Annotated in this window: 23 protein-coding genes and 1 pseudogene; 13 read left to right on the forward strand and 11 right to left on the reverse strand. The window is 45.6% G+C overall.

The annotated features are described in order from the left end of the window. Nucleotides 1-9: 9 nt before the first annotated feature. The 5 genes from coaE to A8O14_RS01015 are packed head-to-tail and all read right to left on the reverse strand — an operon-like array spanning nt 10 to nt 4550. Nucleotides 10-675: a dephospho-CoA kinase gene (gene coaE / locus A8O14_RS00995; RefSeq protein ID WP_068947804.1), complete on the reverse strand. Its 666-nt coding sequence runs from the start codon at nt 673-675 to the stop codon at nt 10-12. After that, the gene (locus tag A8O14_RS01000) at nt 651-1151 is read right to left on the reverse strand and encodes a prepilin peptidase (RefSeq protein WP_068947805.1); all 501 of its coding nucleotides are present in this window, start codon (nt 1149-1151) and stop codon (nt 651-653) included. Before A8O14_RS01000 ends, coaE begins: the two co-directional genes overlap by 25 nt. Next, nucleotides 1151-2197 (reverse strand): type II secretion system F family protein, encoded by a 1047-nt coding sequence (locus A8O14_RS01005; protein ID WP_068947806.1) that lies wholly within the window; start codon nt 2195-2197, stop codon nt 1151-1153. Before A8O14_RS01005 ends, A8O14_RS01000 begins: the two co-directional genes overlap by 1 nt. Further along, nucleotides 2188-3270, reverse strand: coding sequence for a GspE/PulE family protein (locus A8O14_RS01010; RefSeq protein WP_068947807.1), 1083 nt, complete (start codon nt 3268-3270; stop codon nt 2188-2190). Before A8O14_RS01010 ends, A8O14_RS01005 begins: the two co-directional genes overlap by 10 nt. Then, entirely contained in the window at nt 3267-4550 is a 1284-nt protein-coding gene (locus A8O14_RS01015) for an HlyC/CorC family transporter (protein WP_068947808.1), read from the reverse strand. Before A8O14_RS01015 ends, A8O14_RS01010 begins: the two co-directional genes overlap by 4 nt. A gap of 118 nt (nt 4551-4668) precedes the next feature. Here A8O14_RS01015 and A8O14_RS01020 point away from each other — a divergent pair, with 118 nt between their 5' ends. Next, complete coding sequence (locus tag A8O14_RS01020) at nt 4669-5181, forward strand: methylated-DNA--[protein]-cysteine S-methyltransferase (RefSeq protein WP_068947809.1); 513 nt, start codon at nt 4669-4671, stop codon at nt 5179-5181. Here A8O14_RS01020 and A8O14_RS01025 read toward each other — a convergent pair. Then, nucleotides 5178-6152, reverse strand: coding sequence for a phytoene/squalene synthase family protein (locus A8O14_RS01025; protein WP_068947810.1), 975 nt, complete (start codon nt 6150-6152; stop codon nt 5178-5180). The two genes, A8O14_RS01020 and A8O14_RS01025, sit on opposite strands and share 4 nt — an antisense overlap. Before the next feature lie 119 nt (nt 6153-6271). Between A8O14_RS01025 and A8O14_RS01030 the strand changes: the two genes are divergently transcribed. Continuing rightward, on the forward strand, nt 6272-7687 hold the full coding sequence (locus A8O14_RS01030) for a sodium:solute symporter family protein (protein WP_068949648.1): 1416 nt from the start codon (nt 6272-6274) through the stop codon (nt 7685-7687). Nucleotides 7688-7790: 103 nt separating this feature from the next. Beyond that, complete coding sequence (locus tag A8O14_RS01035) at nt 7791-8810, forward strand: 2-dehydropantoate 2-reductase (protein WP_068947811.1); 1020 nt, start codon at nt 7791-7793, stop codon at nt 8808-8810. Between the two features lie 87 nt (nt 8811-8897). On the opposite strand, the gene A8O14_RS01040 is transcribed toward A8O14_RS01035, so the two are convergent. Continuing rightward, nucleotides 8898-9665, reverse strand: coding sequence for a fumarylacetoacetate hydrolase family protein (locus A8O14_RS01040; protein WP_068947812.1), 768 nt, complete (start codon nt 9663-9665; stop codon nt 8898-8900). 55 nt (nt 9666-9720) lie between these two features. On the opposite strand from A8O14_RS01040, the gene A8O14_RS01045 reads away from it, so the two are divergent. After that, nucleotides 9721-10656, forward strand: a complete 936-nt coding sequence (locus A8O14_RS01045; RefSeq protein WP_068947813.1) for a glycine reductase — start codon at nt 9721-9723, stop codon at nt 10654-10656. 4 nt (nt 10657-10660) lie between these two features. On the opposite strand, the gene A8O14_RS01050 is transcribed toward A8O14_RS01045, so the two are convergent. Further along, nucleotides 10661-11665: a polyprenyl synthetase family protein gene (locus tag A8O14_RS01050; protein WP_068947814.1), complete on the reverse strand. Its 1005-nt coding sequence runs from the start codon at nt 11663-11665 to the stop codon at nt 10661-10663. 75 nt (nt 11666-11740) lie between these two features. Between A8O14_RS01050 and rplU the strand changes: the two genes are divergently transcribed. From rplU to proB, 4 genes and pseudogenes are all read left to right on the forward strand, one after another. Further along, nucleotides 11741-12052: a 50S ribosomal protein L21 gene (gene rplU / locus A8O14_RS01055; RefSeq protein ID WP_011902040.1), complete on the forward strand. Its 312-nt coding sequence runs from the start codon at nt 11741-11743 to the stop codon at nt 12050-12052. Between the two features lie 19 nt (nt 12053-12071). After that, nucleotides 12072-12332, forward strand: a complete 261-nt coding sequence (rpmA, locus tag A8O14_RS01060) for a 50S ribosomal protein L27 (protein ID WP_068947815.1) — start codon at nt 12072-12074, stop codon at nt 12330-12332. Nucleotides 12333-12419: 87 nt separating this feature from the next. Then, complete coding sequence (gene cgtA / locus A8O14_RS01065) at nt 12420-13514, forward strand: Obg family GTPase CgtA (RefSeq protein ID WP_068947816.1); 1095 nt, start codon at nt 12420-12422, stop codon at nt 13512-13514. Between the two features lie 25 nt (nt 13515-13539). Next, a pseudogene (gene proB, locus A8O14_RS01070) lies at nt 13540-14325 on the forward strand (glutamate 5-kinase); the annotation flags it as partial. 27 nt (nt 14326-14352) lie between these two features. Here proB and A8O14_RS01075 read toward each other — a convergent pair. Beyond that, a complete protein-coding gene (locus tag A8O14_RS01075) occupies nt 14353-14916 on the reverse strand; it encodes a CNP1-like family protein (RefSeq protein ID WP_068947818.1) in 564 nt (187 codons plus the stop codon). After that, nucleotides 14916-15515, reverse strand: coding sequence for an RNA pyrophosphohydrolase (locus A8O14_RS01080; RefSeq protein WP_068947819.1), 600 nt, complete (start codon nt 15513-15515; stop codon nt 14916-14918). Before A8O14_RS01080 ends, A8O14_RS01075 begins: the two co-directional genes overlap by 1 nt. Nucleotides 15516-15563: 48 nt before the next feature. Here A8O14_RS01080 and A8O14_RS01085 point away from each other — a divergent pair, with 48 nt between their 5' ends. Continuing rightward, on the forward strand, nt 15564-17306 hold the full coding sequence (locus tag A8O14_RS01085; RefSeq protein WP_068947820.1) for a proline--tRNA ligase: 1743 nt from the start codon (nt 15564-15566) through the stop codon (nt 17304-17306). A gap of 21 nt (nt 17307-17327) precedes the next feature. Here the strand turns inward: A8O14_RS01085 and ffh are convergent, their stop codons facing one another. Beyond that, nucleotides 17328-18710 carry a signal recognition particle protein gene (gene ffh / locus A8O14_RS01090; RefSeq protein ID WP_068947821.1) on the reverse strand — a complete coding sequence of 461 codons (1383 nt, stop codon included), beginning with the start codon at nt 18708-18710 and terminating at the stop codon, nt 17328-17330. 20 nt (nt 18711-18730) lie between these two features. On the opposite strand from ffh, the gene A8O14_RS01095 reads away from it, so the two are divergent. The 4 genes from A8O14_RS01095 (at nt 18731) to A8O14_RS01110 (ending at nt 24884) form a co-directional block, all read left to right on the forward strand. Further along, nucleotides 18731-19579 carry a cytochrome C assembly family protein gene (locus tag A8O14_RS01095; RefSeq protein WP_068947822.1) on the forward strand — a complete coding sequence of 283 codons (849 nt, stop codon included), beginning with the start codon at nt 18731-18733 and terminating at the stop codon, nt 19577-19579. Between the two features lie 3 nt (nt 19580-19582). Further along, nucleotides 19583-20395, forward strand: a complete 813-nt coding sequence (gene ampD, locus A8O14_RS01100) for a 1,6-anhydro-N-acetylmuramyl-L-alanine amidase AmpD (RefSeq protein ID WP_255531443.1) — start codon at nt 19583-19585, stop codon at nt 20393-20395. 331 nt (nt 20396-20726) lie between these two features. Further along, entirely contained in the window at nt 20727-23654 is a 2928-nt protein-coding gene (locus A8O14_RS01105) for a ribonucleoside-diphosphate reductase subunit alpha (RefSeq protein WP_082913186.1), read from the forward strand. A 45-nt stretch (nt 23655-23699) separates the two neighbouring features. Further along, entirely contained in the window at nt 23700-24884 is a 1185-nt protein-coding gene (locus A8O14_RS01110) for a ribonucleotide-diphosphate reductase subunit beta (protein WP_068947824.1), read from the forward strand. Nucleotides 24885-24957: the final 73 nt, after the last annotated feature.

The raw sequence follows: 24957 nt of genomic DNA on the forward strand, positions 1-24957 counted from the left end.
GCCCATATTCTATGACGAACTGAGCTGATCTTTCTGAATCTGTAGAATTTTTTGGTGCAACTGGTTTACTTCGACATTCAATGTCGCGAGACTGCCTTGGTTCTCGATGACTATATCGGCACGAGCAAGGCGATCTCTTCTAGATGTCTGGGCCTGCAGAATTCTTTCAACCTCGGCTCTAGGTAAATTGCTGCGCTGCATCACTCTAGTAATTTGGATCTCTTCGGGGCAATCCACGACCACTAAACGGTCGATCAGTCCTTCCCAAGAGCCTGATTCAATCAGGAGGGGTACGACAAATACCAAGTAGGGTATGCCCTTGGCGACTAGTAACTCAGCTTGCTTGATCGTCTCCTGCCGAATGAGGGGATGAGTGATTGCCTCCAATGCTTTTCTTGCCTCAACTTTTGCAAATACTAAGGCGCGCATCTTGCTTCTATCTAAAGCTCCATTGATATCCAGATATTCGGTGCCAAACTGCTTCTGTATGGCTGAGATTGCAATGCCGTTTGGGGCTGTGATTTGATGAGCGATAAGATCGGTGTCGACAATACCGGCCCCAAGCTTTGCTAGCAAATCACTCACCGCAGTTTTGCCTGAGCCAATACCTCCAGTTAAGCCGATGAGGGGAATGCGCCCCTTCAGCGTGCTTAAAGCGGATTGCTTTGCATCCATGTTTGAAGAATCTGTGGCCATAACAGCTCAATGATGCCAGCAATAGCAAGAAATGGTCCAAAAGGAAATGCCGTCTGAAGAGATTTTTTTTGGATTCGCAACCATATCAGCCCTCCAAATAAGCCACCAATCGAGGCCACTAAGAGGATGCCTGGCAGGGCGCTTAAACCAAGCCACGCCCCCAGAGCGGATAACAATTTTGCGTCACCCATGCCAATTCCATTTTGTTTCTTTGCCGCTCGATAGATGAAATTGAGGCCCCACAAAAATAAATAGCCAATAACAGCACCAGTAAGGGCATCTTGAAAGCCAGTAAATTTCCAAGGGCTTAAGCAATTAAAAATTAACCCAATTGCGATCATGGGAAGAGTAATGAAATCAGGAAGCCTAAAGCTTCGAAAATCAACATAGGCCAAGTAAACCAATGCTAAGACTAACAAGGTGCGAACTATTTCGATAGCCGTGAAAGTGTTCATTAAACAATTTGACCTAAGTTAAATATGGGTAGATATAAGATGATGACTAGACTACCAATAATGACGCCAACCACAATAATAAGCAAAGGCTCTAAAGTGTGACTGAGGTTATTAAGGCGATTGCTAAGTTGAGAGCCCAGACTATTTGCGCGTTTACCAAGCATTTGCGCAAGAAAGCCACTTTCGGCTGCAATATGAAGTAATTGCAAGGTTTCAGAATCGAAAAAACAATGGTTTGGATCTGCTTTTTTCAGGGCTTCTCCTAGCGGCCAGCCTCTGGCAAGATGTTTAAAAACCTCCGCACTTAAGTTATGACTGAACCAATGATTTGAAGATTGTGCGGTAACTCGCAGCGCATCGGGCAGCGCTAGCCCAGAGTCTAAAAGGTGACCAAGGGTGCGGCACCAATAGGTTAGGGTTGCTAGGCGAAATAATGTTCCTAGCAATGGAATACGAAAGCTTAGTCGATCGCATTGCTTTTGCAGCCAGCTTGATTTAATCCAAGCCAAAAATAATACGAGACCGCCACCGAGTAGACAGGCGGAGATTTCAAAAAAGAAGTGGTTAATGCTCGAAGATATTTGAATGAGCGCCTTTGTGGGGGCTGGTAGCTCCGCTTGAAAGTGACCAAAGACATCCTTGAATACGGGCACCACCCAAACCATCATGACGATGACCAGCAGAAGCGAGCTGCTCAAGGTAATAATGGGATAGCTCAACGCTTGTTGAATTTTGCGTGTTAATTCAATTTGAGCCTCTAGCTGCTGAGAAATTGTTTTTAGTGCTAGCTCAATATTGCCCGTGCGTTCGCTTACCCGTATGAGATTAATAAATTCCATAGAAAACAGATCATCTTGCGCAATGAGGCTTTGAGAAAAGCTATTACCTTTTCTGAGGTAAATTTGTACCTCTGGGAGCCAACCTTGCCAATTCTTGGGTGCGGAAGACTGAATGAGCTCTATGGCGTTTAAGAGTGCCAGTCCAGCATTTAATAGGGTGAGTAATTGCTGTGCAAAATCTAGCTGAGCTTGTTTGCTTAGTGCCATATGGATACCTCAGCATCTAAAGAGGCGTTGTCAATCAGACCCTCTATGACTTTGCACAATCCAGCATCTCGCATGCTTATATGCGGTAAAGATGGATCCAGTAGATGCTGAGCGCTGAGAACTTCATGAACTCCTAGGCGACCAAAATAACGAGAGCCTTTGCAGGTCTTACAGAGCTCTGAGGATCTGGCATTCATTGCGGGTTTGCAATCACCACAGAGTTTTCGAATCAGTCGTTGAGAGCTTACGCTATGTAAACAAGACTCGATTGACTCTTGATCAACCCCTAGGCTTTTCAATCTAGCCAGTGCTCCTCTAGCATTACGGGTATGAAGAGTGCTTAAGACAAGATGACCTGTTTGCGCAGCCTGTATTGCTAGGTTTGCAGTAGCACTATCCCGAATTTCTCCAATCATGATGACATCGGGGTCTTGCCTGAGTAGTGCTTTGATAATGACTGGAAAGTCGAGTCCTGCCCGCGGGTGATATGCCACCTGATTGACACCAGGTAGGCGAATTTCAATGGGATCTTCGATAGAGCAAAGATTGCGATGGGTCTGGTTGAGTTTTCGCAGGCAGCTATACAGCGTTCTAGTTTTACCGCTACCCGTGGGACCCGTTACCAAAATAAGACCATTGGGCTGAGAAAGGGCTTTATGCAAAATGGCCATCTGCTCTGGTAATAAACCAATGTGCTCTAGTGAAAGCTCCTCTAGCCGATTGGGCAAGATGCGAATAACTGCTTTCTCACCATATAGTGTTGGCAGAATAGAGACCCGGCAATCAATATCGGGACTAGAAAAATCTAAACCGATGCATAAACGACCATCTTGCGGAATTCGTTTTTCTGCAATATCTAAGCGAGCTAATATTTTGATGCGAGTGATGAGGCGTTCGTGTAGTTCAGCAGAATGTTGTGATTGAACATTTAGTAAACCATCAACCCGAATGCGAACTAGAGTACCTAAATTACTGGGCTCAATATGAATGTCGCTAGCTCTGGCGGTGAGAGCATTGGCTGCGATCTCATACCAGGTGCGAATAATGAGTGAGTCATCATGAGAAATACTCAATCTTGATCTTGATTGGGGCGATACAGCTTGACAGTCTTAACACCTTGGTCATCAAACTGCACAATTTCCATGACAATGCCTGCAATTCTGATACTCACATCGTGATCAGGAATGGCTTCTAATTTTTCTAAAATCAGGCCATTGAGGGTTCGTGGCCCTTCTAATGGAAGTTCAAGATTCAACAAGCGATTGAGGTCACGAAGAGATGCTGTGCCGCTAGCAAGATAAGTCCCATCTGTAAGCCAGTGTGGCTCGGTAGAGAGATTCGAAAAAGAGGTTGTGAATTCACCAATGAGTTCTTCAACAATATCTTCAAACGTCACAAGACCTAAAACCTCACCATACTCATTCACCACTAGACTTAAGCGTTGTTGGTTATCCTGGAAGAATTGCATTTGTTGCAATACTGGTGTGCCACTAGGAATAAAGTAAGGTTCATTGATAAGCGATCTAAAGTCTTCATGTTTTAAATCGGAGTCACCCAGCAAAGACAGGGCTTTTTTAACGGAAAGAATGCCCACAATACGCTCTGAGTCTCCATCACAAACAGGTAATTTGTTGTGATAGCAGGTCTCTAGCTGTTGCACCACCTCATCAATAGGCCTTGAAAGATCCAAGACTTCAATTTTGGAACGGGGTGTCATTACATCATCCACCCTAATGTTCTCTAAGTTAAATAGGTTAAGCAAAATATTGCGATGGTGATTGGAGACGAAGCGATTAGATTCTAAAACTAAGCTACGTAACTCTTCTTTGCTCATCGCCCGACTATCAGATGATGACTGCAGACCGGACAATCTCATCAAGCCCGATACAAAGTTATTGATCAGCCAAAGTAGGGGTTTGAGTAAAAAAGTCAGTGGCAGGATGAACCAGCCCACATTGGATGCAATCTTTTCTGGGAAGGCTGCACCGATGACTTTGGGTGTGATTTCACTAAAGATGATGATGAGTAAAGCTACTACTAGTGTGGCAATAGAAAGAACAAGGCCACTTTCTCCAAAGAGATGCAGGGCAATGCCTGTCACTAAGATTGGAAGAATGGTATTAATGAGGTTATTGGAGATCAGCAGCACAGACAAAAGCGAGTCGATTCGCTTCAGGAGTCTTTCTGCAAGTGCGGCACCGGAATTGCCACTATTGGCCATTGCACGCAAGCGATGACGGTTGGATGAGAGCATGCTCGTTTCGGCCATCGAAAAGAAGCCAGAAAGCGCGAGTAAAAACAGGACTAAAGCAGCTTGGCTATACAGAGGCCAATCATCAAAAAAGTTGTCCATGGACTAAGCCTGAAAAAATGAAGGATGATTCAATATAGCAAAGTAGGATTTCACAAGCTATAGCTGGGGTAGAAAAGCTCGTCAGCACCTTTTTCGATTTGTGTGAGAATTATTCCCCATGGCTTTATCTAAAAATGCACCCCTTTTGGAAAGTGCGCGTTACTGCGTGATAGATGCCCCTTTTGGAAGATTAGGGATTTTGACTGAATTAGTTGATGGCAGTCTCATGCTATCAAAGATCGACTATCTCTCAGCTAAAACCCCTTTATCTAAACCTCAAAATGAATTGGCTAAGGAAGTAGCAAAACAATGCAAAGCCTACTTTAACGACCCCCATTTCGAGTTTGACTTACCGATGAAGATTTTGGGAACTGCCCACCAGCAAAAAGTATGGAGTCGTATTCGAGAAATTCCGTCAGGTCAGGCGAAAACGTATGGTGAGATTGCAAGTGCCATCAAGAGTGGACCCCGTGCAGTAGGAGCGGCTTGTGGCGCCAATCCCTTCCCTTTAGTTACTCCATGCCATCGCGTAGTGTCTGCGCAAGGTATCGGTGGCTTCATGAAAGAAAATTCGCCGGGTTTATATCGTCAAATTAAGACATGGCTTTTAAAACATGAGGGAGTGCTTTAAGTTCGACTGCAGTTCTTAAGCGAACTCGATGCAGTATTAAAGAAGATCTTCATTAGCGTATCACTACCAACGGCAATTTTTGTGAAGGCATAAAACGCCATGACGGTTTTTCTGGAAAGCTTTACTTCATCTTTGTGATCGAAATTTTTACAGTTGGCAATTTTAGACAGTGTCATCACAGCTAGGCCAAAAGCTAGGAAACAAAAGCGTCTGATTCCAATATCTTCTTTGGGGATGAGGAGAATATATCGCATGGAATCTTGAAGCTTTTCGTATGAAATCTTGAGGAGCGTAGCTTGATCTATATTGGCTGGCTTCCAGGAGACGCCACGGGCCTGATCCTCTGGAGAGTCTTTGAGGATATTAGTCATTTGCAGTGCTTGACCAAAGGCAATTGCCAAGATTTCCTGCCCCTGAATACTTTTTGCAAAAGTAGGGGAGTTATTGCTAAATACAGTTGTCAAAAGCTCTCCAACAACACCGGCTACTACATAGCAATATTTCTCAAACTCTTGAAGATCCTTCAGCCCAGCTTGAGTTTGCTTTCCATGAAAGTGAGACATGCCTTCTGACATGATCGAGACACATCGACTGATTGCAGCCTGGTCTTTGCTGGAGCATGTGTGCAAAATTCTGAGTACAGTTGGAGTGTGTGCAATTAAATCCAGCTCATCTTGGTTGCCATAACCCTGAAGTGCTGAAAGACAAGGGTCAACAAATGATTGAACCGATGATTTTTCTAAAACAGCATCAAGAAATAATCTTGATAATATTTGCTTAGTTTCCGGATTCAGATCTGCGGCATCTTCAATAGTGTCGACAATGCGACAGAGAAGATAGGTATTGCCAACTACCTTCTCAATTTCTGGTGGTAGCAAGGGGATGGTAAGCGCAAAGGTTCGCGACACTGAGCCCAAAATAGCTTTTTGGTATGCCAGATCGACATCTAGGCTCGCAATGGGGGTGGACATGGGTGAATGCACCTCTCAATTATGTCAGACCAGCATGCTCCAAATCGGCACTTATTTCCTTACTAACAAAAGTGACATAGCCATATAATTTCACCAAATTCTGTAAGGAGAAATTGGGCGTGCTGATCTGGTTCGTCATCATTTACTGGGTGGTATCTGTTGGCATTGGCCTGTGGGCTGCTCTGCGTGTAAAAAATACTGCCGACTTTGCTGCTGCAGGACATAGCCTTCCAATGCCCATCGTGACGGCAACCGTTTTTGCTACCTGGTTTGGATCTGAGACAGTTTTAGGTATTCCAGCTACTTTCCTCAAGGAAGGTTTGGGTGGTGTAGTAAGCGATCCCTTTGGCTCCTCACTTTGCTTAATTTTGGTTGGCCTCTTTTTTGCAAGGCATCTCTATAACCGCCGCATGTTGACCATTGGCGATTTCTTTCGAGAAAAGTATGGTCGTACGGTAGAAGTTTTAGTAACGCTTTGTATTGTGGTTTCCTATTTGGGATGGGTAGCTGCGCAAATTAAGGCTCTAGGCCTAGTCTTTAATGTGGTATCAGAGGGAAGCATCTCTCAAACCGGCGGCATGTTGATTGGCGCCGCTAGTGTGTTGATTTATACCTTGTTTGGAGGTATGTGGTCAGTTGCAATTACTGACTTTATTCAAATGATCATTATTGTGATTGGCATGCTCTACATCGGGGGCGAGATGACTACTCAAACCGGTGGTATTGGTGTCGTGATTGAGCATGCGGCGGCGGCTGGGCAATTTAGTAACTTCTGGCCCGATATGAATCTGACATCGATTTTAGGCTTCGTTGCGGCGCTATGCACCATGATGCTGGGATCTATTCCTCAGCAGGATGTTTTCCAGCGCATAACCTCTAGTAAGAATGTCAATATTGCGGTCAATGCTGCAATATTGGGCGGCGTTCTTTATTTCATTTTTGCCTTTGTGCCAATGTATTTGGCTTATTCAGCAACGCTCATTAATCCTGGCTTGGTGAAAGAGTATTTAGACACCGATCCACAAATGATTTTGCCAAAGCTGATTTTGAACCATGCGCCGATCATTGCTCAGGTCATGTTCTTTGGTGCATTGCTATCTGCAATCAAGAGTTGCGCTAGTGCAACTTTGTTGGCACCCTCGGTCACTTTTGCAGAAAATATTGTGAGGGGCTTTTTTAAACATCTCTCAGATCACGACTTACTCAAAATCATGCGGATCACGGTTCTCTGTTTTGCAGTTGTAGTCACATTCTTTGCAGTCAATTCTGAATTGTCCATTTTTAAGATGGTGGAGAGCGCCTACAAGGTCACTCTAGTTGCTGCATTTGTGCCACTCGCTTTTGGAGTTTATTGGCCTAGAGCGAATTCTTTGGGTGGATTGTTGGCAGTTGTAGGGGGTTTGACTATTTGGATTAGTTGCGAAACTTTAGCCCCTAATGCCATCATGCCGCCTCAATTGGCTGGTCTATTGGCCAGCATCGCAGGCATGCTTTTGGGAAGTTTAGTGCCAAAAGACCTATTAAAAGCAGTTTAAAGCAAGATTTGCTTAAAAATTAGGCAATCAAAATTGTAGCACCGCAAAATGTTCTCATCTAATATGACGTTAATACAAAAATTTTTATTCTTATGGAGTTCCTATGAAAATCTGTGTGATCGGTGGAGGTGGCGCCATTGGTGGCTACCTAGCTGTCATGTTGGCGCGAGCGGGCAATGAGGTAACAGTTGTTGCGCGCGGTGCAACTTTAGCTGCTATTAAAGAGCGCGGTTTGGCATTGATCATGGATGATCAGCCGGAACCTTTGGTTGCAGAAGTCAAGGCAGTAGAAAAAATTAGAGATGCTGAAACTCCGGATGTAGTGATTCTGGCAGTAAAGGCACATCAAGTGGAGCCGATTATTGATGACTTAGCAGCCATCATGGGCCCAGAAACGATTTTGATTCCAATGCAAAACGGAATTCCTTGGTGGTATTTCCAGAAGTTGGGTGGCGAGTATCAAGATCATTCTGTAGAAACGGTGGATGCTGGTGGCGTTGCTAAGAAAGCCATCAATCCAAACAACATTATTGGTTGCGTTGTTTATCCGGCAACATTCACCCAGGCTCCTGGTGTGATTCGTCACGTGGAAGGCAATCGCTTCCCATTGGGTGAGTTAGACGGTAAGACTACTGAGCGCATTCAGAAGATTTCCGAAATGATGGGTGCGGCTGGCTTCAAGTCCCCCATCTTGGATGACATTCGTTCTGAGATTTGGCTCAAGCTCTGGGGCAATATGACCTTTAATCCTATTAGCTCATTGACCCACGGCACCTTAGAAGGTATTTGCCAATATCCACTCACGAAAGAGCTAGCGCGCAACATGATGGCTGAGGCACAAACTATCGCTGAAAAGTTAGGCGTTACTTTCCGGGTGGATATCGAGCGTCGAATTGCTGGGGCAGAGAAGGTTGGCAAACACAAGACTTCAATGCTGCAGGACTTAGAGGCTGGCCGTAGCTTAGAGATTGATGCGCTCTTAGGGTCAGTCATTGAACTTGGCAAGATTACTGAAACACCTACACCATGCTTAAATACCGTATTTGCTTTGACTAAGTACTTAGATGAAAACGTACAAGCTTCTAAGGGTAGCTTAGCTCTGCCATCGGTATCTGGTTACTAAGTGTAAAAAAGACTAGCAGTTAATCTGCGGCATTAAAAAACCCTTGTTACTCACATAGCAAGGGTTTTTTGTTTTGGGGCGGTCGTTTTATTCGAAGCGATTATCCAACTGGCCAACGCCCTCAATAATGATGCTGACATTGCTGCCAGGCTTCATTGAGCCGACGCCTACTGAGGTGCCACAGGCAATGATGTCGCCAGGCTCCAACGGCACGTCTTGAGAAATGAGGCTGACGAGTTTTGCTGGAGGGAAGATCATGTCTGCCACTGGATAATTCTGACGTTCTTGATCATTGAGAATTGTTTTAATGGTCAATTTGCTTGGATCTACATCGGTAGTGATGTAGGGACCGAAAACACCAAAGGTATTGAAGCTTTTTGAACGAGTCCACTGTGCGTATCCAGGGTCACGATTGAGAATCTCAATCGCAGTCACATCGTTAATGCAGGTGTAACCAAAAATTGATTTGGCTGCTTCGGCTTCATCAGCCTCGTATAGATGTTTGCCGATCACGATCCCAAGTTCACCTTCGTAGACTACTTTTCCAGAGTAAGACTTAGGAGTGCGAATGACTTGATTAGCTGCAAGGAAAGAGTTATTACCTTTGAGAAAGTAAAGCGGTTCTGCTGGAACTGCATGCTCTAGCTTGGTTACTAGGGCATGAAAGTTATCTACCATGGCGACCATTTTAGAGGGTGTGCATGGGATATCGATCGTGACATCAGCCAATTTGAGGCTTTCACCGGTAGGCTTTGGGCCCTGAAATAAGTCGCCTGAATAGACTGCGATTTGATCGCCCTGCACTTGTCCTAAAGCACTTTTCCCCTGATGTTGAAATCTAAGCCATTGAGCCATAATGAGTTCCTAATAATGTAAATTTTGATAGTCAATATCTTACAGGGGTGGGTAGATGTCTCAGACTTCTGAACTTGTTTTTGCACCAGAATTGGATCAACCTGTTCGTTATATTGAGCGTACGCGGAGCTATTACTTGGGTTTGGGGTATGACAACCCCTATGTGTGGGCGCATTACACTGATGTGCCATTTACGCCGCTCAAGAAGCCACTTAGTCAATCGGTCTTAGGGTTGATTACTACCGCAGTTCCGTATGACGCTGATAAAGGGAATCAAGGGCCTGGAGCCCCTTATAACGCCGCAGCAAAGTTTTATCAGCCGTATCAAATGTCAATCGATGGTGAGCTTGATTTGAGAATCGCGCATGTCGGCATTGACCGTAAAAATGCCAATATGGAAGATAGCAATTGCTGGTTTCCGTTGGCCGCTGCCCGTCAAGCTGCAAAGGCAGCAAGAATTCAAGCGCTTTCACCGAATTTTTATGGCTTACCCACCAATCGCAGTCAACGCCATACTTTAGAAATCGATGCCCCCCTCATTTTGGAAATGTTGCGTGCAGACCAGGTTGATGTTGCCGTCTTGATCCCGAACTGCCCTATCTGTCATCAGAGTCAAAGTTTATTGGCTCGTTACCTAGAGGCAAATGGGATTTCTACCGTGGTAATGGGCGCAGCAAAAGATATCGTTGAGTACTGCGGCGTTCCCAGATTGCTGTTCAGCGACTTTCCATTAGGAAATGCAGCAGCAAGGCCGAATGACCCAGAATCACAAAAACTAAATTTTGAATTAGCTTTGCGCTTGCTGGAATTTGGGCCAGCACCACGAACTACAGTGCAATCACCTTTAATTTGGTCTGTTGATCCGAGTTGGAAAACCGATTATTCAAATATAGAAAAGCTATCCAAGTCGGAACTGGAAAGATTGCGTGATGAGGCTGAGCAGGCGCGCATTACCGCGCGTGAACTTAGAATGCAAAGCGTTGGAAATTAATTCCTTAGGTCTGGCGAGAAAGAGAGTATTCGCAAAGAGCCTGTAGTGCAGAAGTTGCTTCGTTTGTTGGGAAACCTTGAATACATTCCAAAGCTAAGTCTGCTTCACGCTTTGCAGCAGCTTGCGTGTAATCAAGCGCCCCGGAGCTTTGTACGGCACCTAGAATTTGTGCGAATACATCGTCTGGTAAATCTTGGTTTTGTTCAATCGCTGCACGAACTAATAAACGTTCTTCATTGCTGCCTTTCTCAAGCAAATAGATTAGCGGTAAAGTAGGTTTTCCTTCACGTAAATCATCACCAGCATTCTTGCCCATTTGCGCAGCGTTGGCTGTGTAATCTAAAAGATCATCCATTAATTGAAATGCAGTTCCAATGTGACGACCAAAAGCAGCAGCTTGCTCACGTTGAACATCGGTGGCGTTTGCCAAGATGGCACCAAGCTCAGTGGAGGCCTCAAATAACTTAGCAGTTTTGTAGCGAATGACTTGTAGGTAGCTAGCTTCATCTACTTCTGGGTCATTCATATTGAGAAGTTGTAAAACTTCACCTTCAGCAATCGTATTGGTGGCATCTGACAGGATTTGCATCACCCGTAGGTCATTAGGTCCAACCATCATCTGAAAGGCTCTGGAATACAGAAAGTCGCCCACTAAAACGCTAGCAGCATTACCAAAAGCGGCATTCGCGGTCTCGCGACCCCTTCTAAGGGTCGATTCGTCGACCACGTCGTCATGCAATAGGGTGGCTGTATGGATAAATTCCACTACAGCGGCCATTTCAAGGATGTGGGGTGTCGCTTTGCCGTTAGCTAGAGCCTTGGCAATTAACATTAATAAGGCGGGTCTTACCCGCTTGCCGCCAGCTTGGATGATGTAGCTCGAGATTTGGTCAATTAAGGCAACTTTTGAGGCCAAACGCTCGCGAATCACCCCATCTAAGCCCTTGAATTCTAAGGAAATAGGGGCCAGGATTTGGCTTAACTCATTGATTTTGACAGTGCTCGTCATGCAAGATATAATAATGGGCTTAGCTTATCCAGGGTGGATTAGCTTAAATGTAGATATTAATTGAGGTTTCAAACCATGTACGCGGTCATAAAAACCGGTGGCAAACAGTATAAAGTTGCTGCAGGCGAAAAATTGAAAATAGAACAGATACCAGCGGAAATCGGCAGCGAAATCACTCTTGACCAAGTCCTCGCCGTTGGCGAAGGCGCTTCACTGAAATTAGGTGATCCATTGGTTAATGGTGCAGCTGTGATGGCCACTGTCGTCTCCCAAGGACGTCACGATAAAGTGACAATCTTTAAGATGCGCCGTCGCAAGCATTATCAAAAGCACCAAGGCCATCGTCAGAATTTCACTGAAATTTTGATCAACACGATTAAAGCCTAATTCAGGGTAGGAGAAAGATATGGCACAGAAAAAAGGTGGCGGCTCAACACGAAATGGCCGTGACTCAGAATCGAAACGCTTAGGCGTTAAGGTATTTGGTGGCGAGCACATTAATGCTGGCGGCATCATCATTCGTCAACGTGGCACACGCGTGCATCCAGGCGCTAACGTTGGTATTGGTAAGGATCACACTTTGTTCGCTTTAATTGACGGTCAAGTGGAATTCGGCGTTAAGGGTGCTTTGAAGAAGGCCCAAGTTTCAGTCTTGCCTCGTTCATAAGGCGCCTGACTGAGACACGTTTGATTCAGATTTATTCCGAATTTAACTCTTAGGAACAGGCCTCGCTAAGCGAGGCCTTTTTTATTCATGAAATTTATAGACGAAGCACGTATTGAAGTTATAGCCGGCCAGGGTGGTGCCGGGAGTGCCTCTATGCGCCGTGAAAAGTTTATTGAATTTGGTGGCCCTGACGGCGGCGACGGCGGTAAAGGCGGAAGCGTATGGGCAACTGCTGACCGAAACATCAACACCCTAATTGATTACCGATACGCTAAAACGCACACTGCAAAAAATGGTGAGCCCGGGCGCGGTGCCGATTGTTATGGTCGTGCTGGTGACGATATTGAATTGCGTATGCCAGTTGGTACCATCATTTCTGATTATGAAACTGGTGAGCCTATTGCTGACTTAACTACTCATGGTGAACGTTTGTGTTTGGCACAAGGCGGCGTTGGCGGTTGGGGCAATATTCACTTTAAGAGTTCGACTAATAGAGCGCCACGCCAAAAAACCAATGGCAAACCTGGCGAACGTCGCAAGTTGAAGCTTGAATTAAAAGTATTGGCTGACGTAGGTTTGTTGGGTATGCCAAATGCTGGAAAATCCACCTTGATTACCGCAGTTTCGAATGCTCGACCAAAGATTGCAGACTACCCATTTACAACCTTGCATCCAAATTTAGGTGTAGTGCGTGTTGGTAATGAACGTAGTTTTGTGATTGCGGATATTCCTGGGTTAATCGAGGGTGCGGCTGAAGGTGCAGGCTTAGGCCATCGCTTCTTGCGTCACTTACAACGCACCGGGGTGCTCTTGCATTTGGTGGATATTGCGCCATTTGATGAGAATGTCGATCCAGTAGCTGATGCTAATGCCATCGTAAATGAACTACGTAAATACGACGAAGCTTTGGTTGAAAAACCACGCTGGCTGGTTTTAAACAAGGTCGACATGATCTCGGAAGAGGATCGCAAGAAGGTTGTTGCTGACTTTGTGAAAAAGTTTAAGTGGAAAGGTCCTGTATTTGAGATCTCCGCTTTGACTGGTTTAGGGTGCGACAAGCTTTGCTATTCCTTACAAGATTATTTAGATTCCGTGCGGCGTGATCGGGATGATGCTGAGGAGCGTGCAGCGGATCCGCGCTATCAAGATCAAGCGCAAGATAAAGATAAAACACCGGATTAAAGTTAATTGAGCATCTTCACTTGCTATGAACCTTAAACAAACTAAACGCATCGTTGTCAAAGTAGGCTCTAGCCTTGTTACCAATAATGGCGAGGGCTTGGATCATGCCGCCATTGCGAAGTGGGCAGAGCAAATTGCAGGCCTTCTCAAAGCTGGGCATGAGGTTTTGATGGTAAGTTCAGGCGCTATTGCCGAAGGCATGCAGCGTTTGGGTTGGCCAAAGCGTCCACAAGAAATTCATCAGCTTCAGGCTGCCGCCGCTGTTGGTCAGATGGGCTTAGTCCAGGTATATGAGAGTTGTTTTGCGCGTTTCAATTTGCGTAGTGCACAGGTTTTGCTAACGAATGCTGACTTAGCTCACGCTGAGCGTAATGCGAATGCAAAAGGCACACTAGATACTTTATTAAAGTTAGGTGTAGTACCGATCATTAATGAGAATGATACGGTAGTTACCGATGAAATTAAATTTGGTGACAACGATAGTCTGGCTGCTTTGGTAACCAATCTAGTACATGCAGATCTATTGATCATTCTTACTGATCAGGGTGGCTTGTATACCGCTGACCCACGTCAGAATCTAGCTGCAACCCTACTAACTGATGCCATTGCTGGCGATCCTGCTTTAGAAAAAATGGCGGGCGGTGCTGCAAGTGAGCTTAGCAAAGGTGGGATGCTAACTAAAGTTTTGGCAGCAAAAATTGCCGTGCAAACCGGCGCATCTACCGTGATTGCTTCTGGGCGCGAACCAGATGTATTAACTCGACTTCTATCGGGTGAGAAGATTGGGACTTGCTTAAGTTCTAAAGCTGCTCACTAAATACCAGAAACGTCACCCATTTTATTGAATACCAAAGGAGTTGGTTGGCTTTGTGCCACCTGTAAATCCATTGGGATTAAGTGACTGAAGAATAGTTTTGATGTTTTTCTCTTGAGAATTGAAATTACAAAACGCACCCTGTGCTAAGGCAGCTTGATAGCGATTAGGCACATTGCTCTGGATTCCTCTCCAGCTTGAAAGTGGATTTTCTTTCCAAACGTTATTTTCTAGAGTGCCATAAAGGCGCCACTGAAATGAGTCACATCGAATACCCTCATATTGCGCTTGTTGTCCACCACTAGGATTCGTCATCACAACGATATAACGAGTGACACCATCAGCGCCAATCAAAATAGAGTCTGTATCAACTGCAAATTTAAATACGGTATGTTGCGATACGTAAAAAGGCAAAAGGGTTGACGGATTAGGCGGGTTAAGAGGCATCTTCGTAGTGCCCTCCTTAAATTCCATTGGCGCAAAAGGGTCCAGACCACTTTCCATGGGATCACCAGCACAAGCCGCTAAGGTTGTGGCTGCAAGGGCACAGGTGAGATATTGGCTAAGAGTGCGAAAGAGTGGGTTCATTATTTTTGCTTATCCGATTTGGTGGGCTCTTTAGGACTATCGTCTCCTCTGGAGTAAAAAGATTGCAGGAGTTCTAAAGGAGTTCCCCAAGCGAGTTGTTGCATACGCACTCCTTTTGCGAGATAGCGCGCAAGCTCCGATAAGGCGAGTTGATAGACCTCACGTTTAAAGCCGATAACAGCATCAAGCTGAATCCAAAATGGAACCCAGCGCCAGGCATCAAACTCAGGATGTTCTGTAGCGCGTAACTGAATATCGCTATCTAAGCCAACAAAGCGCAACAAAAACCAGATTTGTTTTTGGCCACGATAAGCAGCACGGTGAACTCGGGTAGCGTGTTGGCGGCGCAAGTATTCCTCAGGGACGTCATAACGGAGCCAGTCCCTGGTTCGTCCAATAATCTGGACATGTTCCGGCAGCAAGCCCACCTCTTCGTGCAATTCGCGGTACATCGCTTGTTCAGGGCTTTCGCCATGAGCTATCCCACCCTGTGGGAACTGCCACGAATGCTGCCCAACGCGTTTTCCCCAGAAAACCTCGTTACGGCTGTTAAGGAGGACAATGCCGACATTGGGTCGATACCCTTCACGGTCAAGCATGATCGTGCCCCAAATCCTTTAAAATCAATGATTTGATTATATCCATACATGAAAGCTTCACAATCATTTCTCGCCACGCTAAAAGAAGCTCCCTCTGATGCTGAGGTGGTTTCGCACAAGCTTATGGTGCGTGCAGGTTTAATCCGCAAGCTGAGCGCTGGCATATATAACTATTTGCCTCTGGGATTGAAGATAATCCGTAAAGTAGAAAATATCATTCGCGAAGAAATGAGTCATGCTGGCGCAATTGAATTACTTATGCCAATGATTCAGCCTGCAGAGTTGTGGCAAGAGACCGGTCGTTGGGAAAAAATGGGCCCAGAGTTACTTCGAATTAAAGACCGCCATGATCGTGATTTTTTAATTCAGCCGACCTCTGAGGAGGTGATTACTGATTTAGCTCGTAATGAGATTAAGAGTTACAAACAGTTGCCGGTGAATTTCTATCAAATTCAAACGAAGTTCCGTGATGAGCGCCGCCCACGTTTTGGAATCATGCGTGGTCGTGAATTCAGTATGAAAGATGCTTACTCGTTCGATCGCGATACTGAAGGTTTAAAGAAGTCCTATCAGATCATGTTTGATGCCTACACCCGCATCTTTAAGCGCATGGGCCTGAAGTTCCGGGCTGTGACTGCAGATAACGGTGCGATTGGAGGGTCTGGCAGCCAGGAGTTTCATGTGATTGCAGACACGGGCGAAGATGCAATTGTGTATTGCCCTAGCTCTGATTACGCCGCTAATTTAGAGGCTGCAGAATCATTAGCTTTAATTGCTACTCGCTCTGCTGCTACTCAGGCAATGACTAAGGTGCCAACGCCTGACATGACCAATTGTGGAGATGTTGCTAAGTTCTTGAATATCCCACTCGAGAAGACAGTGAAATCCTTATTGTTTGCTGCAGATCAAGAAAAAGAGCCAGCAAAACTCTTCATGTTGTTGGTGCGTGGCGATCATGAACTCAACGAAGTTAAGGCTAGCAAGATTCCTGGAATGGCTGAATCCCGCTTTGCTACTGAAGCGGAAATTAAACAAGCATGTAGAGCACCTGCGGGTTATCTGGGCCCAGTTGGTGTGAGCTCGGACGTGACCGTAGTTGCTGATCGTACGGTTGCTAACATGTCTGACTTTGTATGCGGCGCTAATGATGCTGGACATCACTTAACTGGGGTGAACTGGGGTCGTGATTTACCAGAGCCTCTCGTTCTGGATATTCGTAATGCGGTAGTTGGCGATCCCTCGCCTGACGGTAAGGGTGTTGTAGATATTTGTCGTGGTATCGAAGTGGGTCACGTTTTTCAATTGGGTACTCGCTATTCCGAAGCAATGGGCTGTACTTATTTAGATCAGCAAGGTAAAGCGCAGCCGATGGTGATGGGTTGCTATGGTATTGGTGTAACCCGTTTACTTGGGGCTGCGATTGAGCAGGGTCATGACGAGAAGGGCATTATTTGGCCGATCTCCATGGCACCATTTGAGGTAGTTATCTGCCCAATGGGTTACGAAAAGTCAGAACCGGTTAAAGCAGCATGCGATCAATTGCATGATGAATTACTTGCAGCGGGCATCGATGTCATTTTGGATGATCGCAATGAGCGCCCGGGTGCGATGTTTGCTGACTGGGAGTTGATTGGCGTACCATTCCGCGTGGTGATTGGTGACCGCGGCTTGGCAGATTCTCAAGTGGAATTTAAGGGGCGCACAGATGCTGAGTCAGAAAATATCCCGCTAGCGCAAATTAAAGAAAAAGTAATCGCAGCAGTTCAAGCAGCTAAAAATACAATCGCTTAGTTGAATTAGTAGTGCAGTGAATTATTTTTTGAAGAGTCCGCCAATGCCCTTGGCGGCTCCTTTAGCAGCCATCGCTGCCATAGTGCGAGCCATTTTTCCACCCTTAAATTGTTTCATCATGGTTTGCATTTGCTCGAATTGAGCAAGCAAGCGATTGACTTCCTGAACTTCTACGCCGGCACCCGCAGCAATGCGACGCTTACGGCTCGCTTTGAGTAGTTCAGGTTTGCTGCGTTCGCGCGGTGTCATGCTATCGATGATTCCCCGCATGCGTTTGGTTTGTTTATCTGCATTGCTAAGATTTGTTTTGGAAGCAGCTTGAGCAACTTGGCTTGGAAGTTTGTCCATCAAACTGGCCATACCTCCCATCTTTTGCATCTGTAAAAGTTGATCCCGAAAATCTTCTAAATCAAATCCGCCCTTAGAAATCTTGCTGGCTAATTTTTCTGCCTTAGCAACATCAACGTGTTGTTGGGCTTGCTCAACCAGCGCAAGAATATCGCCCATGCCCAAAATGCGGTTAGCCATGCGCTCCGCATCAAAGGCCTCAAGGCCATCCATCTTCTCGGCTACACCAATAAATTTCAGTGGCACACCAGTCACTTGGCGAACGGAGAGGGCTGCACCTCCACGCGAGTCACCATCGAGCTTAGTCAGAATGACGCCAGTGAGCGGTAGTGCCTCGTGGAAGGCTTTGGCAGTATTGACAGCATCTTGACCTAGCATGGCGTCAACTACAAATAAAGTTTCAATCGGATTCAAGTTCGCATGCAAAGTTTTGATTTCTTGCATCAGTGCTTCATCAATACCTAGGCGGCCAGCCGTGTCCACAATCACGACATCAAAGTAATGACGTCTTGCCCAATCTAGGGCAGCTGCCGCAATATCCTTGGGTTTTTGATTAATGTTGCTGGAAAAAAACTCGGCTCCAACTTGTTTGGTTACGGTTTCTAATTGCTCGATAGCGGCCGGACGATAGACGTCACAAGAAACTGTCAGCACCTTCTTTTTCTTTTTCTCTTGCAACCACTTAGCTAACTTACCAACGGAGGTCGTTTTACCCGCACCCTGCAGGCCAGCCATCAGAATTACGGCTGGCGGTTGTGTTGCTAAATTGAGTTCACCGCTTTGATTGGTGTCGCCCGTCATTACTTGGGCAAGTTCCCGTTGCACAACACCCACTAGCGCTTGGCCAGGGCTGAGGCTACCTACAACCTCTTCCCCCAGGGCCTTGAATTTGATTTGCTCTAGTAAAGATTTAACTACCGGCAGGGCTACGTCCGCCTCTAGTAAGGCTAAGCGGATCTCCCGCAGCATTTCTGCGGTATTGGCTTCGGTAAGGCGGGCTTGCCCCCGCATTGTTTTCACAACGCGAGATAGACGATCGGTGAGGTTTTCTAGCATTTATCGATTAGACTTTCCAGATGGATATTTTAGGTCACCCAGCTTCCGGAATGCTGCCTTCTGCGCTTTACTTATTTCTTTTGCTCTTTTTAAGTTTTAGATCAAAGGAGGGTGATGAGCCTTCAGCCTCCGCGGGCTTGATTCAAACCTTTATCTTGCTGGTTTTGGTGGTCCATGGAGTCCAATTGCATGATTCTGTGTTTACCGCTCAAGGCTTCGTCTTTGGCTTCGCCCAAGATTTATCGCTGATCGCCTGGGTCGGACTAGCTTTTTATTGGTTTCAGTCTTGGTTCTTGCCAATTTCTAGCTTGCGCTGGTTGGCAGTCCTATTTGCTCTAGTTTGCTCATTACTTCCCAGCCTTTTCCCAGGAACTTTGATTTCACCAAAGGCAGTTTCTGATCCTTGGTTTAAAGGGCATTTCATCGTCGCTACTATTTCAGTAGGCTTGCTCAGTTTGGCGGCTATGCATGCCATGCTCATGAGTGTTCAGGATCGAGCCTTGCACCGTCAATTGGCTATCGTTCCCAATAGCCGTGTAGCGCATTGGCTTGAAGATTTGCCGCCTTTGATGACGATGGAAAGTCTTTTATTTAATTTACTCTACGTTGGATTTGCCCTGCTGAGCCTGACGGTATTTTCTGGTTTGCTGTTTTCGCAAACCTTGTTTGGTAAACCCTTGGTTTTTGATCACAAAACGATTTTTGCATTGCTATCGTGGTTCTTATTTGCGGGTTTATTGTTGGCGCGTTGGCGGGTGGGTCTGCGCGGACGAGCTGCTATTCGTTGGGTATTGAGTGCATACAGCACTTTGCTCTTGGCGTATGTCGGTAGCCGTTTCGTTTTGGAAGTCATTCTTCAGAGAGTCTGATCCTTGTTTAAATGGCTTCTCTTATTTGCGGGTGCATATCTTTTTTATCTCTGGATAAAGGGTCAGAAGCAAGTCAATTCAAGTAAAGCAAGAACCCAAAATCCCAAGCCAGATAAGGCTCAGAGGGCTATTGAACCAGAGGCAATGGTGCCTTGCCAGCATTGCAAGGTGCATCTTCCAAAATCAGAAGCAATCGGTTTTGAGGAGCGCTTTTATTGCACTCAAGAGCATCTCAATATGCTGGATCCTGAAGGATGGATTGGCTCTGCCAAATGGCGTCTTTCACCAAACCAAGATGTGAGGCCAGAAAATATTTCCCCAGATCTTGTAGTGATTCATCACATTAGTCTGCCACCAAGCAATTTTAAAAATAATGGGCGCTTCATTATTGATTTTTTCCAAAATAAGCTTGACCCAAATGCGCATCCTTATTTCGCAGAAATATTGGGCCAAAAAGTGTCTAGCCATTTTCTGATTACTCGATCCGGTGAGTTGCTTCAGTTTGTATCAACCCAAAATAAAGCCTGGCATGCTGGCGTTTCTTCATTTATGAGTAGAGAAAAGTGCAATGATTTTTCGATTGGTATTGAGCTTGAGGGCGATGGAGAGTCTGCTTTTGAGGGTGCCCAATATACAACTTTGACTTCTTTGGTTAAAAAATTAGAGGTAAGTTATCCCAATCTCCAATTTGCAGGACACAGTGATATCGCACCTGACAGAAAAACGGATCCTGGAATATTTTTTGACTGGCAAAAGTTCCAAAAAGAGACAGCTATTTCTCCAAAAAATCTCCCTTATGGAGTCTCTTCGCGCTAGTTGGGTTTTTGTATGTGAGCGTACGCTTACTTTTTTAGCCTTTGGCTAAAACGGGCTAAAAATCATGCACCAAAACACCCCCAAAAATAGTGGATTACCTAGTAAAAATACTTATGAATTTTTGTCAGAAAAAGCTTATCAATAGTTAAATATTTCCCTATACTTAGTGCCTAATGCGCTTCGAGACACTAGATGTAGTGTTTGAATCTAGCAATACACCATTGTTTTTTAACGATATTTTGTCCAAATAACTATATATATACGCAGGAGTAACATGACATACGCCAATCCACAGTCAGCAGGCCAAACACCTGGAGCAAATAACCCGGGAATGAGTCCTGCAGGGGCAATGAATCAGACCCCTTCTGCCAGCTTTGTAGCTGGTGGTGTTGGTGGCGCTCAGGCAACCCAGTTGTCTGACTACAAAATTATTCGCCGTAATGGCTCAGTTGTGGCTTTTGAGCCTTCCAAAATTGCGATCGCAGTAACTAAAGCATTTTTGGCAGTAAATGGTGGTCAAGGTGCAGCATCCGCACGCGTGCGTGAGCAAGTTGAGCAATTGACCCATTCAGTAGTGCGCGCTTTATTGCGTAGCCGTCCTAATGGCGGTACTTTCCACATTGAAGATATCCAAGACCAAGTGGAATTGGCTTTGATGCGTAGTGGCGAGCACAACGTTGCACGCGCATATGTTCTTTACCGCGAGAAGCGCAACCAAGAGCGCGCTGCGCAACAAGAAGTAAGTCAAGAAACACAAGCAGCTAATCAGGCGGGTGAATCCGGCATCAAAGTGACTGATAACGGTGTTGAGAAGTATCTCGACATGGCTGCTTTACGTACCGTGATTGAAGCTGCATGCGAAGGCTTGGGCAATCATATTGACGCAACCCCAATCATTACTGAAACCATCAAGAACTTGTACGACGGTGTACCAATGGCACAAGTGTATGACTCCGCTATCTTGGCATCACGTACTTTGATTGAAAAAGATCCTGCATATAGCCAAGTTACTGCACGTATCTTGATGCACGTGATTCGTAAAGAAATTTTCGGTAAGGAAGTATTACAAGGCGATACTCAAGCTGAATACACCACTTACTTTGCTAAGTACATCAATGAAGGGATCTCTGCAGAATTATTAGACCCGCGTATGCGTGAGTTTGATTTGCCAAGATTGGCTGCTGCATTAAATGCTAGCCGTGACTTGCAGTTCAATTACCTTGGATTGCAAACTTTGTATGACCGCTATTTCTTGCACATTGAGGATCGTCGTATTGAAATGCCACAGGCATTCTTCATGCGTGTCGCAATGGGCTTGGCTATGAATGAGTTGGATCGCGAGCGTCGCGCAATTGAGTTCTATGAAATCCTCTCTACATTTGATTTCATGTCCAGCACGCCAACTTTGTTTAACTCCGCAACAACACGCCCACAGCTCTCTAGCTGCTACTTGACGACTGTTGAAGATGACCTCGATGGTATCTACGAAGCCTTGAAAGAAAATGCTTTGTTGTCTAAGTTTGCTGGTGGCTTGGGTAACGACTGGACTAACGTGCGCGCTTTGGGTAGCCATATTAAAGGTACCAACGGCAAATCACAGGGCGTTGTGCCATTCCTTAAAGTGGTAAACGACACTGCAGTTGCTGTGAACCAGGGCGGTAAACGTAAGGGTGCGGTTTGCGCCTACTTAGAAACATGGCACTTAGATATTGAAGAATTCTTGGAGTTGCGTAAGAACACTGGTGACGACCGTCGCCGTACGCATGACATGAATACTTCTAACTGGATTCCTGATTTGTTCATGAAGCGCGTGATGGAAAACGGTGATTGGACTCTGTTCTCACCTTCTAACACTCCTGATTTGCATGACAAGTTCGGCAAGGATTTCGAAGCTGCTTACGTTGCTTACGAGCAAAAAGCAGATCGCGGTGAATTGAAGCCATTCCGCAGAATTCCAGCGCAGCAATTGTGGCGCAAGATGCTCGGTATGTTGTTTGAAACTGGCCACCCATGGATTACTTTCAAAGATCCTTGCAATATCCGTAGCCCACAGCAGCACATTGGCGTAGTTCATTCTTCAAACCTTTGTACTGAGATCACTCTCAATACAAACGAGGACGAAATCGCTGTTTGTAACCTTGGCTCTGTGAACTTAACTGCTCACATGACTACCGATGCAAACGGTAAATTGGTCTTGGATCACGAGAAACTCCAAAAAACCGTACGTACTGCAATGCGTATGTTGGATAACGTAATTGACATCAACTACTACGCTGTTGCAAAAGCACGTAATTCCAATCTCAAACATCGTCCAGTTGGTATGGGCATCATGGGCTTCCAGGATTGCTTGCACATGCAACGTATTCCTTACGCAAGCGACGCAGCAGTGAAGTTTGCCGATTCTTCTATGGAAGCGGTTTGCTATTACGCTTATCAAGCTTCTTGCGAGTTGGCTGAAGAGCGTGGTGTTTACAGTACCTATAAAGGTTCTTTGTGGGATCGCGGCATTCTCCCGCAAGATTCAGTATCTCTCTTGGCCCAAGAGCGTGGCGGATATGTAGAAGTAGATAACTCATCCACAATGGATTGGAGTGGTTTGCGTGCCCGTATTAAGCAACACGGTATGCGTAACTCCAATTGCGTAGCGATTGCACCGACTGCAACGATTTCTAACATCATTGGTGTTTCTGCTTGTATCGAACCTACCTTCCAGAACTTATTCGTGAAATCTAACCTTTCAGGTGAGTTCACAGTGGTAAACGAGTACTTGGTGCGTGATCTGAAAGATCGCGGTCTTTGGGATGAAGTCATGATTGCTGACTTGAAGTACTTTGACGGTACCTTGTCTAAGATCGATCGTATTCCTCAGGATTTGCGTGATTTGTACGCTACAGCCTTTGAAGTTGAGCCAAGCTGGTTGGTTGAAGCGGCTTCCCGTCGTCAAAAATGGATTGACCAAGCTCAGTCATTGAATATCTACATGGCGGGCGCTTCAGGCAAGAAATTGGATGACACCTACAAGTTGGCATGGTTGCGTGGCCTCAAAACCACTTATTACCTCCGCACGATGGCTGCAACCCACGTCGAGAAATCAACGGTTGCCAGCGGTCAATTGAACTCAGTATCCAGCGGTGGTGGCGTGAACGGAACGGATGCGGCAGCTGCAGCAAATGCAGGTGGCGCAGTAGAAGCCGATGGTCCAGTTTGCACAATGCGCCCAGGTGATGCTGGCTTTGAAGAATGTGAAGCATGCCAATAAGCAATTTGTTTATTGGATAGAAATAGAAGAATTTAGGAGAAAGTTATGTTGAATTGGGAAGAAGAAGTTGCTCCAGCGCTAGCGAAAGCTGGCCTTGCACCGCAGCCGGTTGTAGCGGAGCCACAACGCCCACAGCCAGATCAAGTAGCAATGGCACCGCAAGAAGTTGCGCCTACACCAGTACAGGCCGCTAACCTAGCTGGTGGCGCAGCCTTGCGTGTAAATGCCGCTGATAAGCGCGTGATTAATGCTAAGACCGACGTAAATCAGTTGGTTCCGTTTAAATATAAATGGGCTTGGGAGAAGTATTTGGCGGGTTGTGCAAATCATTGGATGCCACAAGAGATCAATATGAATCGCGATATCGCGCTTTGGAAAGATCCCAACGGCCTCACTGAAGATGAGCGTCGCATTATTAAACGCAATCTGGGTTTCTTCACAACTGCAGATTCTTTAGCAGCAAACAATATTGTTTTGGGTACTTATCGCCACATTACCGCTCCAGAATGCCGCCAATACCTATTACGTCAGGCTTTTGAAGAGGCAATTCATACCCACGCATACCAATATATTGTGGAATCTTTGGGCTTAGATCAGTCCGAAATCTTCAATGCGTATCACGAGATTGACTCGATTCGCGCTAAAGATGAGTTCTTGATTCCCTATATTGATGTCTTGACCAACCCAAATTTCAAGACTGGCACATTAGAAGCTGACCAAACATTACTCCGTTCACTCATCGTTTTTGCTTGCGTGATGGAAGGTTTGTTCTTTTATGTTGGTTTTACGCAAATACTTGCGATGGGTCGTCAAAACAAAATGACGGGTGCTGCCGAGCAGTATCAATACATCCTTCGTGACGAGTCAATGCACTGTAATTTTGGTATCGATTTGATTAACCAAATCAAGCTGGAGAACCCGCAGTTATGGACTTCCGCGTTCAAAGACGAGATTAAATCCATCTTCGAAAAAGCAGTCGAATTAGAGTACCGTTATGCCGAAGATACGATGCCTCGTGGAGTGCTTGGATTGAACGCTCCGATGTTCAAAGGGTACCTAAGATACATCTGTAATCGCAGATGTTTGCAAATAGGACTTGACGCGATGTTCCCAAATGAAGAGAATCCATTTCCATGGATGTCAGAAATGATTGATCTGAAAAAAGAACGAAACTTTTTTGAGACACGCGTTATTGAGTATCAAACTGGCGGTGCGCTAAGTTGGGAGTAGTAAGCAGTAAGTAAGCGCATAGCCGGCTAAATTGGAGATTAGACGGTTGGATAGTTTAAGAAGTCAGCAAAAA

It is taken from the genome of Polynucleobacter wuianus (assembly GCF_001659725.1).
Taxonomy (GTDB): Bacteria; Pseudomonadota; Gammaproteobacteria; order Burkholderiales; family Burkholderiaceae; genus Polynucleobacter; species Polynucleobacter wuianus.

Bases quoted from the DNA above. Each gene is read 5' to 3' on its own strand.
- coaE (WP_068947804.1), bottom strand. From the start codon at position 675: ATGGATGCAAAGCAATCCGCTTTAAGCACGCTGAAGGGGCGCATTCCC.
- A8O14_RS01000 (WP_068947805.1), bottom strand. From the start codon at position 1,151: ATGAACACTTTCACGGCTATCGAAATAGTTCGCACCTTGTTAGTCTTA.
- A8O14_RS01005 (WP_068947806.1), bottom strand. From the start codon at position 2,197: ATGGCACTAAGCAAACAAGCTCAGCTAGATTTTGCACAGCAATTACTC.
- A8O14_RS01015 (WP_068947808.1), bottom strand. From the start codon at position 4,550: ATGGACAACTTTTTTGATGATTGGCCTCTGTATAGCCAAGCTGCTTTA.
- A8O14_RS01020 (WP_068947809.1), top strand. From the start codon at position 4,669: ATGGCTTTATCTAAAAATGCACCCCTTTTGGAAAGTGCGCGTTACTGC.
- A8O14_RS01025 (WP_068947810.1), bottom strand. From the start codon at position 6,152: ATGTCCACCCCCATTGCGAGCCTAGATGTCGATCTGGCATACCAAAAA.
- A8O14_RS01035 (WP_068947811.1), top strand. From the start codon at position 7,791: ATGAAAATCTGTGTGATCGGTGGAGGTGGCGCCATTGGTGGCTACCTA.
- A8O14_RS01040 (WP_068947812.1), bottom strand. From the start codon at position 9,665: ATGGCTCAATGGCTTAGATTTCAACATCAGGGGAAAAGTGCTTTAGGA.
- A8O14_RS01045 (WP_068947813.1), top strand. From the start codon at position 9,721: ATGTCTCAGACTTCTGAACTTGTTTTTGCACCAGAATTGGATCAACCT.
- A8O14_RS01050 (WP_068947814.1), bottom strand. From the start codon at position 11,665: ATGACGAGCACTGTCAAAATCAATGAGTTAAGCCAAATCCTGGCCCCT.
- rplU (WP_011902040.1), top strand. From the start codon at position 11,741: ATGTACGCGGTCATAAAAACCGGTGGCAAACAGTATAAAGTTGCTGCA.
- rpmA (WP_068947815.1), top strand. From the start codon at position 12,072: ATGGCACAGAAAAAAGGTGGCGGCTCAACACGAAATGGCCGTGACTCA.
- cgtA (WP_068947816.1), top strand. From the start codon at position 12,420: ATGAAATTTATAGACGAAGCACGTATTGAAGTTATAGCCGGCCAGGGT.
- A8O14_RS01075 (WP_068947818.1), bottom strand. From the start codon at position 14,916: ATGAACCCACTCTTTCGCACTCTTAGCCAATATCTCACCTGTGCCCTT.
- A8O14_RS01080 (WP_068947819.1), bottom strand. From the start codon at position 15,515: ATGCTTGACCGTGAAGGGTATCGACCCAATGTCGGCATTGTCCTCCTT.
- A8O14_RS01085 (WP_068947820.1), top strand. From the start codon at position 15,564: ATGAAAGCTTCACAATCATTTCTCGCCACGCTAAAAGAAGCTCCCTCT.
- ffh (WP_068947821.1), bottom strand. From the start codon at position 18,710: ATGCTAGAAAACCTCACCGATCGTCTATCTCGCGTTGTGAAAACAATG.
- A8O14_RS01095 (WP_068947822.1), top strand. From the start codon at position 18,731: ATGGATATTTTAGGTCACCCAGCTTCCGGAATGCTGCCTTCTGCGCTT.
- A8O14_RS01105 (WP_082913186.1), top strand. From the start codon at position 20,727: ATGAGTCCTGCAGGGGCAATGAATCAGACCCCTTCTGCCAGCTTTGTA.
- A8O14_RS01110 (WP_068947824.1), top strand. From the start codon at position 23,700: ATGTTGAATTGGGAAGAAGAAGTTGCTCCAGCGCTAGCGAAAGCTGGC.